The 10,888-nt window shown below is 41.4% G+C and carries 11 protein-coding genes; 4 read left to right on the plus strand and 7 right to left on the minus strand.

The features are described from left to right. Positions 1-350 precede the first annotated feature (350 nt). Positions 351-1,010, plus strand: a complete 660-nt coding sequence (locus tag ACFE93_RS06530; protein WP_375472548.1) for a Nif11-like leader peptide family natural product precursor — start codon at positions 351-353, stop codon at positions 1,008-1,010. Between the two features lie 196 nt (positions 1,011-1,206). Here the strand turns inward: ACFE93_RS06530 and ACFE93_RS06535 are convergent, their stop codons facing one another. The 3 genes from ACFE93_RS06535 to ACFE93_RS06545 form a co-directional block, all read right to left on the minus strand. Continuing rightward, the gene (locus ACFE93_RS06535) at positions 1,207-2,793 is read right to left on the minus strand and encodes a glucose-6-phosphate isomerase (protein ID WP_375472549.1); all 1,587 of its coding nucleotides are present in this window, start codon (positions 2,791-2,793) and stop codon (positions 1,207-1,209) included. Positions 2,794-2,905: 112 nt separating this feature from the next. Then, a complete protein-coding gene (locus ACFE93_RS06540) occupies positions 2,906-3,163 on the minus strand; it encodes a cytotoxic translational repressor of toxin-antitoxin stability system (RefSeq protein ID WP_375472550.1) in 258 nt (85 codons plus the stop codon). Positions 3,164-3,332: 169 nt separating this feature from the next. Further along, positions 3,333-3,530, minus strand: a complete 198-nt coding sequence (locus ACFE93_RS06545) for a hypothetical protein (RefSeq protein WP_104907481.1) — start codon at positions 3,528-3,530, stop codon at positions 3,333-3,335. A 226-nt stretch (positions 3,531-3,756) separates the two neighbouring features. On the opposite strand from ACFE93_RS06545, the gene ACFE93_RS06550 reads away from it, so the two are divergent. The 3 genes from ACFE93_RS06550 (at position 3,757) to ACFE93_RS06560 (ending at position 6,423) form a co-directional block, all read left to right on the plus strand. Further along, on the plus strand, positions 3,757-4,890 hold the full coding sequence (locus ACFE93_RS06550) for a branched-chain amino acid ABC transporter permease (RefSeq protein WP_375472551.1): 1,134 nt from the start codon (positions 3,757-3,759) through the stop codon (positions 4,888-4,890). Next, entirely contained in the window at positions 4,880-5,662 is a 783-nt protein-coding gene (locus ACFE93_RS06555) for an ABC transporter ATP-binding protein (protein WP_375472552.1), read from the plus strand. Before ACFE93_RS06550 ends, ACFE93_RS06555 begins: the two co-directional genes overlap by 11 nt. Positions 5,663-5,847: 185 nt before the next feature. Then, positions 5,848-6,423 carry a Uma2 family endonuclease gene (locus ACFE93_RS06560; protein WP_375472558.1) on the plus strand — a complete coding sequence of 192 codons (576 nt, stop codon included), beginning with the start codon at positions 5,848-5,850 and terminating at the stop codon, positions 6,421-6,423. Positions 6,424-6,506: 83 nt separating this feature from the next. Here ACFE93_RS06560 and ACFE93_RS06565 read toward each other — a convergent pair whose 3' ends face one another. From ACFE93_RS06565 to glpX, 4 genes are all read right to left on the minus strand, one after another. Next, on the minus strand, positions 6,507-7,097 hold the full coding sequence (locus tag ACFE93_RS06565; RefSeq protein WP_375472553.1) for a Uma2 family endonuclease: 591 nt from the start codon (positions 7,095-7,097) through the stop codon (positions 6,507-6,509). Positions 7,098-7,326: 229 nt separating this feature from the next. Beyond that, positions 7,327-7,911, minus strand: coding sequence for a metalloregulator ArsR/SmtB family transcription factor (locus tag ACFE93_RS06570; protein ID WP_375472554.1), 585 nt, complete (start codon positions 7,909-7,911; stop codon positions 7,327-7,329). Between the two features lie 108 nt (positions 7,912-8,019). Further along, the gene (locus ACFE93_RS06575; protein WP_375472555.1) at positions 8,020-9,306 is read right to left on the minus strand and encodes a glutamyl-tRNA reductase; all 1,287 of its coding nucleotides are present in this window, start codon (positions 9,304-9,306) and stop codon (positions 8,020-8,022) included. Between the two features lie 240 nt (positions 9,307-9,546). Beyond that, positions 9,547-10,584 carry a class II fructose-bisphosphatase gene (gene glpX / locus ACFE93_RS06580; RefSeq protein ID WP_375472556.1) on the minus strand — a complete coding sequence of 346 codons (1,038 nt, stop codon included), beginning with the start codon at positions 10,582-10,584 and terminating at the stop codon, positions 9,547-9,549. Between the last annotated feature and the right edge of the window lie 304 nt (positions 10,585-10,888).

Genomic DNA, 10,888 nt, shown 5'->3' on the forward strand with positions numbered 1-10,888 from the left:
TTTATTCTCCGTAAGAGTATGCGGTTGGTTTCAAAATAACTAAAGTGCAGATTGCTTTACATTCTTACTTCATGAATAATTAATACTGTTTGTTGACTTAATTTTATTTTATGATATGTAATAAAAATCTTAGTTACAGACCACCCCAAAGCATCGCAATCTTTCATCTTTTCCTCAGTAAATGCTATTTATAGTTACAAACTTTACAAAAATTTTATACTTAGCCACCGTGTAACTTCATTTACATAATATAGGAGTTTAGTACTGTCGAAGAAACACATTATACTTACTACACTGGTGTTCATTAATCATAAACCTCTACCAAGTTTACAACTTAGGCGAGATGACCCATGTACTATCAAATTTGGAATTTCTTTCTTAAAGAAGATAAATACATTTATTGGAAAGAAAAAATAAAAGTTAACAATAACTTTGACAAAGTTACATGGCAAAAGATTATTGATTTCTTGTCATTAGTAGAGCAAAGTTTCCAGTTAAAAAGTCAACTAGCAGAAACCGATAGCCTTGAGCCGTTTCTTAAGTTAGCAAGAGAAAACGGTTACAATTTGACCGCAGAAGAACTCGCCTGGTTTCTAGTTACGAGAAGACAGATTTGGGATCTTTTTGATATTGCACAAAAAACACCATCTCTCAAAGAAGAATTACTAATAGCTAAAGAGCCACAGCAGTTCATCGACATCGCTGCCGAAAATGGCTATTACTTTTCTGTAGATGAATTAGCTTGGCTGCTAATTGACATCAAATCATCATCAGATTTAGTATCTATTAACAACAGCGTTGGAGAGATTTTCACGGTATCAAGCTACGGCAGAATTGAAACAGGATACTGGATTTGGCTAGCAGAACACTGGGGAATTGTGCCACCATTTTGTCATCGGGATAAACCCAGCACTTTCTTATGTCAAAATCTCAACAATCCTTTTTTACCAGATCGCTGTTTTTTACCTAAGAGTTACTTTAATCAACGCCTTATGGCAATTCATAATTAAAATAATTCGTAATTAGGCAAAGGAAGAGAAGAAAGCAATACTTAACCAAAAGGTATTGAGTTATGAAACTTAATTATGAATTATACAGTGAAGCATCCTAAATAGAAGATATATCTTCTATTTAGGATGCTTCACAATAAAAAATTGTTGTTGAGACAACAATTCTGGACAAAATGTGAGATTTAGACTAAAGCTATCAGCTAGCAGAAACGCTCAAACTACCGGGTTTCTGAAGATCGCCTTGCAAAACTACACCCCGCTGATTGGCTTGGATATGACGTAAAATCTTGTAAATTGCCTCAACTTGGTCTGATGCGCCTGCTTTTTCGGCGAGTTCGTCCAGAGAAAGGGGAGTTTTTTCTTTTTGTAGTACTGCTACCACTCGTGTTTGCAAATCCAGAATGGAGGCGGCAGCTTTTTTGCCAGCTTCTACGCCTGGTTGATGGTAAGCATTGATGTTGACCAAGCTAGCGTATAAACCAACAGCACGTTCATACAAAGCAATTAATGCCCCTACAGTTCGGGGATTAACTTGGGAAATCGTGACTGTAATCGAATCGCGGTGATTTTCATAAAGCGCTTGTCGGGTTCCTTGGAGAAAACCGGAAAGATAATCGCCTGTTGTAACTCCGGGATCTATTTCAGTGGATGGGCCTTGACGATCTTCTAACACTTCGATAAAGGTAGCAAAGAAGTTCGCTACACCCTCGCGTAACTGCTGGACGTAAGCGTGTTGATCTGTTGAGCCTTTGTTGCCATAAACGGCGATACCTTGATGAACAACGTTGCCATCTAAGTCTTTTTCCTTGCCCAAGGATTCCATCACTAGCTGTTGCAAATAGCGACTGAATAAAAATAAACTGTCCTTGTAAGGTAGGACAACCATATCTTTTTCACCTTTTCCATTGCCTGCAAAGTACCAAGACAAAGCAAGCAATGCTGCTGGGTTATTTTTGACATCTGGGACGCGGGTAGCGTCATCCATTTCTTTTGCACCATCTAGCATGGCACGAACATCAATGCCCTGCAATGCGGCTGGTACTAGCCCCACAGCAGACATTTCTGAGGTGCGTCCTCCTACCCAGTCATACATCGGAAATCTGGCCAGCCAACCTTCATCTTTAGCTAGTTTATCGAGGTTACTATCAACGCTAGTAATAGCTACCGCATACTGGGCAAATTCCAAATTGTGTCCGGCGTAGGCTTTTTTAACTTCAATCATGCCGTTGCGAGGTTCCGGCGTTCCCCCAGATTTGGAGATCACCAATACCAAAGTACTGGCGAGGCTATTTCGGAGATGATTGAGAACGCGATCGATACCTGCCGGATCGTTGTTATCGATAAAGTGAATTTTCAGGGGCGGGAAATCAGGAGCGAGAGCTTCCGCGACGAATTGGGGGCCGAGGGCGGAACCACCAATGCCAATGGAGATAATATCCGTAAAACGGTTTGCTCTGGGAGGATGAATAGCACCTGTTTGAACTTTTTCCGCAAAGGCTTCGATTTGTTCTAAGGTTTGGACTATTTCTTGTGTAAGTTCTGGAGCTGGCGCTAAATCAGGATTTCGCAGCCAGTAGTGTCCAACCATGCGGTTCTCGTCAGGATTTGCGATCGCACCCTTCTCTAGTTGAGCCATATCCGCAAACGCCTTGTCAAACTTCGGCTGCAACGATTCCACGAAGGCATCATCGAACCGTATCCGACTCACGTCTAAGTACAGCCCCAATCCCTCGTGTAAATATAACCAGTTTTGGTATCGTTGCCAAAGTGCCCTAGCATCCATAGGGAAATCTCAAATAAAGTGTTTTTCAAAAACCAGTTTAATGTAAGGTTATAGCGATCCCTGCCTAGCCTTATACAGTTTACAGTTTTAAGTGTTCCCTTGACTCTTCACTTTAAACATCTGGCATAGGGATGACACGCAGAAATTTCACAATTTCACCCCGAATTTCTATACCAATCAGATAATTGTCTAGACTGAAGCGGTGAAAAATGCCTTCACTATCAAGCTGTCGCAGTTCTTTTAAATCAGTCAGTTGCCACTTTTGGGCTAACTCAATAAAAACAAAATCATGCACCCGCTCGTAGGCGGCAGGTTCTAAATTCTTCAGGTCGAGCAAAAAAGACCTGGCATAGCGCATTTCCAGACTCACTGGGCGTTACCTTCACCAAAACTTGAGGGGCCACTGGCACTAGTGCCGCAAGGCGGAAGTCAAAAGTCAAAAGTCAAAAGTCAAAATTAATACAGCATAAGCGTTTTATTAATTTGGAATGCGTGGTTTATTTACGCGCCCGTTGTACTAGCTCAAAAGCGCTGCTGAATCAGAAAAACATCAACAGTCTTACCGCTTCTTCATGGGTTAAGATATCCCACGGTTGCTGCGATCGCTTGACTTTTTGTATGGCTTTAAGCATATAAAAGTCATAATGTAAAGCTTCGAGAACGTTCCAAATGTCTTGCAAATCGTCATCGCCTAACTGCTCGATTAAGTGATGCATTCTAAGGCGCAGCAAATTCATACGTTAATTATTCCCTACCAGCAAACACTAACAATAAATAGTATTCCCATAAAATTAGCTACGCTCAAGCTACGCTAAAATTTATTCGCCCGGAGAGGAGGGCAGAGGGGCAGGAGGGCAGAGGAGCAGGGGGGACAATGAAAAGAATTCTTCACTTGTAACTTCTAACTCAGCACTCAGGACTCAGCACTCAGAACTGTTTTGCCCAATTCCTAAATAATTTAATATGGTTGACTATCTAATTTTCTTAGCAATTTCTACAGCACTTTTTGCTCTATTCGCACTAGGACTCAATTTACAGTGGGGCTTTACGGGATTAATTAACTTTGGTCATATTGCTTTCATGACCCTGGGAGCATATACAACGGTATTGTTAAGCTTAAAAGGCGTACCCCTACTGGTATCAGCACTGGCTGGGGCAATTGCCGCTGCCTTATTGGGTTTGATAATTGGTTTTGTAACTCTCCGCTTACGGGAAGATTATCTAGGAATTGTCACCATTGGTACGGGCGAATTAATTCGTTTGGTGGTGAATAATCAGGAATTGCCTGTGGGTGACACCTGGATTTCTGGGGCGTTTGGTGTACAAAGTTATCCCATACCCCTATCCACAGAGCCAAGTTTGTTTATCAGATTAGTAATGATTGGGCTTTTAACGCTGCTGGCTGCCGTAACTTTCTTTACGTTGTGGCAATGGATTCGTACCACTCAAATATCTCGGACTACTGATTTGGGCAAAAGGACGACTAGCAACCAAGAATTTGCATCGCGCTTGGGTGTGGGAATTGTGTTAGCAATTTTGGCGGCAGCGATTTATATTTCTGGGGTAATCGGACTGTATAATTACAACCCAAAAGCGGGTTTAATGCTGGTGTTGTTGCTGGTTTTAGCATTTGTATACTGGCGGTTAGAAATTTTGGTGCGATCGCCTTGGGGTAGAATTCTCAAAGCCATCCGCGAAGATGAAGAAATTCCCAAAGCATTAGGAAAAAATGTCTTTTGGTATAAATTACAATCTCTCATGTTAGGAGGTGCGATCGCGGGTATCGCTGGTGCTTTCTTCGCTTGGCAACTCAGCGCCATTTACCCTGATAATTTCCAACCGCAGATCACCTTTGACACTTGGATTATGGTGATTTTAGGTGGTTCTGGGAAAAATGTCGGCACAATCGTAGGCGCGATAATTTTCTTTGCTTACGATGCGCTGACGCGAGAAGTTTTACCCAGAATCGTTTCCCTTGATGAAGCACGTTTGGGCGCATTTCGCATCATGGTGATCGGACTAATTTTGATGGTACTGATGATTTGGCGTCCTCAAGGTATCTTAGGGAAAAAGGAGGAACTCACCCTTGGTAAATAACTATTCATCACCGCTTCCCCTTTTGGTAGCCACTGGACTTTCTAAAAGCTTTGGTGGTGTCAAAGCAGTTAATGAGGCGAAAATCGAAGTTCCTAAAGGCAGCATTACGGGCTTGATTGGCCCTAATGGTGCTGGTAAAACTACTTTATTTAACTTACTCTCGAACTTCATCCGCCCCGATAAGGGACGAGTAATTTTTGACGGCGAACCGATTCACAATTTGCAACCATATCAAATCGCACAGCAGGGGGTAATCCGCACCTTTCAGGTTGCACGGACTCTCTCGCGGTTGTCGGTATTAGAAAATATGCTACTGGCGGCGCAAAAACAAACGGGTGAAAATTTTTGGCAAGTACAGTTGCAACCGCACGTTGTCGCTAAGGAAGAAAAGCAACTCGAAGAACGAGCAATGTTTTTATTAGAATCAGTGGGTTTAGCAAAAAAAGCACACGATTATGCTGGTGGTTTGTCTGGTGGACAACGCAAGCTGCTGGAAATGGGGCGGGCGCTAATGACTAACCCTAAGTTAATTTTGTTGGATGAACCGGCAGCTGGGGTGAATCCGAAACTGATTGATGATATTTGCGATCGCATTATCACTTGGAACCGTCAAGATGGGATGACCTTTCTGATTATTGAACACAATATGGATGTGGTTATGTCCTTGTGCGATCGTGTTTGGGTGCTTGCTGAAGGGCAAAATTTGGCTGACGGTACACCCGCAGAAATTCAAACTAATCCCAAAGTTCTAGAAGCCTATTTGGGAAAATAGAGTGCGATTAGCTTTCTGTGCCAAACTCTCCCTGTGTGGGAGAGAGGCTTTCATTCTTGCTTTTATTCTCTGGTAAGGAAGGGTTTAGATTTAGGTTTGAGATGAAAGTCGCACACGGTGTCGAATCTTTGGAAATTTGGCTCTTGTTAAAATCGAGTTGTATATCTCAGTGGAAAAAGCTTTTTATGTCAATGATGACAGTCAGAGATTTAGAGCAAGTTCAAACCGCTTTTACCGAAGCAGGTTTAGATTACCAGCTGGAACTCGAAAATGGGAAAATTTCAATAATGGGCCCGTCAGATATTGTATCCAGCGAAATCAGTAGTCGTCTCATCGCCTTTCTCTTTGCCTGGATAAATCCTCGTCGCTGGGGAAGAGTATTTGATTCCGCTGGCGGTTTCATCATGCCAGATACAAACCTCAAAGCACCTGATGTTTCCTTTGTTCGGGCTTCCCGACTTCTCCAAAGTCCTCGTTACTTTGGAGAACTTGTTCCTGACTTGGTGGTAGAAATTAAATCTCAGAGTGATAAAATTAAACTTATAGTAGCCAAAATTCTGAAATTTATAGAACTAGGAGCGATCGTCGGCATTCTGATCGATCCTGATGAAGAGACAGTTACAATTTATCGCTCTACAGGCGAACCTATAGTTTTAGAAAATGGCGACATTTTAACGATACCAGAACTTTTTCCCGATTGGGAATTGTCGATTACTGAATTGTGGCCTCCTATTTTTACGGAAGAAGAAACACAAATTTAGTGAAGTACTTTGGTAGCGACTGAACCCCATTATTACTATTACGAATTACATTGGCGAATCCACAAGCGTCATTACAAATTATTTTAATCTTCGTTATTTTCTGCAAAATTGACTTGCTCGAAAAGGTCGCGCAATTCAATTTGAAAATCAACCGTTTGTAGTGATAAAGTTGCAGATTCATGTTCAAGTTCAATAAATGACCATTGACTTTTCGCAGTTTTTACATACTGCATCACATGATACTGATATTGGTCAATTAAAATATATTCCTTGAATTCTAGAATAGAGCGATAATAAAGAAACTTATCGCCTTGGTCATAATTTTTAGTCAATTTAGATAAAACTTCAGCAATTAACATCGGGTTCATAACCGTTGTTGTACTGGTTCCTGTATAAATAGGTTGTCCCTCAATTACCATCACATCGGGATACGTATGCTGCCGATAACGGGGTATCCACAAACGCACATCACCAATATAAACATCATAATTCTTGCCTCTCAAACCAAACTTCAAATAAGCATAAAAGTTGCCTGCAATTTTATTATGATTTGTAGTGCCACCCGTCATTGGTACAATTTCTCCATCACGGTATTCGCTTTTATATTCCGCCTTTTTTTCAATTTTTAAATACTCTTCAGTTGTGTAAGATAATTTTTGTGTTTCTAACTGCATAAATATACGACCTATGATTGTGCTTTGTGAAAATTTATGTTGATTCTTATCTCTGTATTCTCTGCGTCTCTATCGTTCGATTAAAAACCAATTTTCAAAACTCAGATAGAATTGTTATAAATGATAAGCTAATTCTCATTCCTCTTTCCAGAAATATTCTTTTGTAATAAGCGGTTTCAGACCTACTTTTATGCAACTTAAATGCTTATAGCTTATTTATCTTTCATATCTATGTTGTACGCCAATAAACCCCATTTTCTCGCTGCATTAACTGGCAAGCAATTAACTCTCGTCGCAGGGTTGCACAGTCAATATGGTAGCGTTTGAGAATATCATTTACCAAGCGTTCAGGGTAGTTGACTCCTACATCAAACTGGTTTGCTAACCACTTAAGAATAACTAGACGCTTTTTCCGACTAGCAGGAATTTCTTTGAGGCGTTGGACGGAGTCCTTGTCGGAGACATCGCCCTCGAAATAGTTTTTCAACACTTTGCTTTCCCAAGCCTCAGTATCCACATCCTCAATCAAGGATGCTATTTTCTCAGGTGTGAAAATTTCCTTGCTAATGCTTTGCAAAGCCTCGCTATCCAATTGATATAGATGGCTATTACCTTCAGAGCGCATTGTTACCAAATTTAGCTCCTTAAGTTTCGCTAAATGATGGGATACCGTCGGTTCCTTGAGTTGCAGTAGCACCGCTAATTCTTCGACGCTGCACTCCTGATTCGCCAAAATACCTACAATCTTCAAACGGCTATCATCCGCTAATGCCTTAAAAAAGCGCAGTAAGATATTAAATTGCTCTGGTTGCATAACTAACTTCTAATTAGACATATATCTAATTAGAAGTATATCTAATTTAAAACCGATTGGCTCAAAACCCCAACTTTTCACCAAAAGTCAGGGTTCTTGTTGTTTAATTTAACTAAACTGTTCCTCTGCATCGAGGTTGAACAGCATTTGCAGAGTTTGCATACAGCGCCGTCTAGCTTCAACATCTTGCTGCGATCGCAATTGCACCATCGGGTCATGTAAAATTTTATTGACAATTCCCCGTGTTAATGCTTCAATTACTTCTTGATGTTTTTCCGCAAATTCCGAACCCAATCTCGACAAAGCTTTTTCTAATTCTTGCTCGCGGATGGTTTCGACTTTATTTCGCAGACAGCTAATAGTAGTAACAGTTTCAAGAGAGCGCCACCAAATATCAAAGGCTTCTACTTCTTCTTCTAAAAGTCGCTCGGCTTCCTGTGCAATCTTGCGACGGCTTTCGTAGTTTTGCGCTACAACAGCCTTCAAATCATCCACATTAAACGCCTGCACATTTTCCAATTCATTTACATCCGCATGAACATTACGCGGCACAGAAATATCAAATAACATTAAAGAGCGCTGAACTTCTAAAACCATTTCCAATTTGGCACGGTCAAGTATTGGCTCTATTGCTGAAGTACTTGTAAACACTAAATCACTATCGGCAATTACGCTCATCATTTCCGATATTGGATGAATTTTGATCGGTTGTTGAGGGAACAGCTTTGCTAATTCTTGGGCGCGATCGCGAGAGCGATTTACAATACTAATTTCCACAGCACCTTTAGAAAGTAGGTGTTGCACCAGCAGCCGCGACATTTTACCAGCACCCAGAATTACCACTCGGCAAGCTGCTAAATTTGCCACTTTTAGCTGCGCTAACTCTACAGCTGCCGAACTGATAGAGACAGCACCAGTACCAATACTAGTTTCAGTGCGAACCCGCTTACCAGCTGTCAGCGCTTGTTTAAATAATCGATTCAAAATGGTTTTTATACCGTTATATTGCTGTCCCAGTTTGTGAGTAGTTTTCACCTGAGCCAGAATTTGACCTTCTCCGAGTACCAGACTATCTAAACCACCTGCTACCCGCATAACGTGCATTACTGCATCATCATGTAGCAGCATAAACAAATGCCGTCGCAGAGAAAGCACGGGTAATTTACTGTATTCTGCAAGAAACTGCGTTATTTCCCGGATACCTTGGTCTGCTTCACTGGTAACAATGTAAATTTCCAGGCGGTTACAAGTACTAAGAATTGCAACTTCGTCAATATGGGAATAGCTGGCCAGTTGAGCGATCGCATTTTCAATTTGTGGTTCTGGAATGCTCAGTTTTTCCCGGACTTCTACTGGGGCTGTTTTATGGCTTAACCCCACCACTGCTATATTCATTTGCTAAATCGTAGTTACTAATTGGTAGTTGGCAATCGGGCATTGAGTGAGAATAGGAAATGGGGAATTATTGTTTATTGGTTAATAGTTTTTCTAACCAACAAACAATAACTAATCACTAAATACTAACTACTAACTAGTGTAAGGATGAAACATTTGGGTGAATATTTTTCCGTTTTATATAAATATTTCTTTCCAAATGCTTTACCCTTACTTTTACCATTCCCCATTCCCTAAAAATTAGTTCAGTTGGAGAGTCTTGGGTTCACCAAACATGTGAATCGTATCAACAAATCGAGCCGTTTTCGATTGGTTAGAAATTACCAAGCTTTGAGTTCTGGCTCCACCGTTGAAGAAACGTACACCTTCCATGAGATTACCACTGGTAATGCCGCTAGCAGCAAACAGAACAGTTTTACCGGATGCCAGTTCATGAGCATCATAGACCTTATCAGGGTCATTGATATTCATAGACTTTAAGCGATCGATATTGGCTTCTCTGCTTTCTCCAATCAGACCTGTTTTTACGACTGCTGGATCGTAAATCAGTTGACCTTGGAAGTGTCCGCCCAAAGCACGCATTGCAGCTGCCGAGATTACACCTTCAGGAGCCGCACCGATACCCATCAGCGCGTGGATATTAGTTCCAGCAAAACCACAGCTGATGGCTGCACCCACATCACCATCTGAAATTAGGGCGACTCTCGCTCCAGCCTCACGGATTTCTTTAATTAAATCGTTGTGGCGTTCGCGCTTCATCACCACGACCACAAGTTCTTCAATCGAGCGATCTAGACACTCAGCGAGAATCTTGAGGTTTTCTGTTGCTGACTTGTTGATGTCTACCTTGCCCTTAGCTGCGGGAGGTGCTGCTAACTTCTTCATGTAAAAGTCAGGAGCAGCAAATAATCCACCCTTCTCAGAAATTGCCAAGACAGCCATCGAACCAGGTTGTCCATAAGCTACCAAGTTCGTACCTTCACAAGGGTCAACGGCGATATCAATTTCGATTAATTCATCAGGGTTACACAAACTAGTGGCATTTGGTTGGGTACAGATACCAACTTCTTCCCCGATGTATAACATAGGTGCGTTGTCGCGTTCGCCTTCCCCAATCACAATGCGACCCCGCATATAGATTTTATTCATCCGCTCCCGCATAGCTTCCACTGCTACTTGGTCAGCAATGTCTTTTTCGCCTTTGCCCATCCATTTCGAGGAAGCGATCGCGGCTTGCTCTACTACTTCAATAATTTCTAACCCAAGTGAATTTTCCACAGAGTTTGCCCTCTCAGCTGCTTGAATTTCCGCCGTTTTATCTGGCTATTTCAGTCTTTAAGTCTACCAAAGGGCGGTTACGAAATTTCGATTACAAATGTTAACGAAGTGTCAACTTCATATTTATTGACACTATTCTCAATAATTTTCATTATTTAATGAGGATTTAGGAGGTTCTACAACGATTTTAGTTTTGTACAGAGATGCGTGTACACACAAGTCGAATTACCCCCCTTAATCCCCCCGATAGATTGGGGGGAAAAAGAAATCTAGTTCCCTCCCCTTTATAAGGGGAGGGTTAGGG

Origin of the sequence: uncultured Nostoc sp. (assembly GCF_964247315.1) — a bacterium.
Lineage (GTDB): Bacteria > Cyanobacteriota > Cyanobacteriia > Cyanobacteriales > Nostocaceae > Nostoc.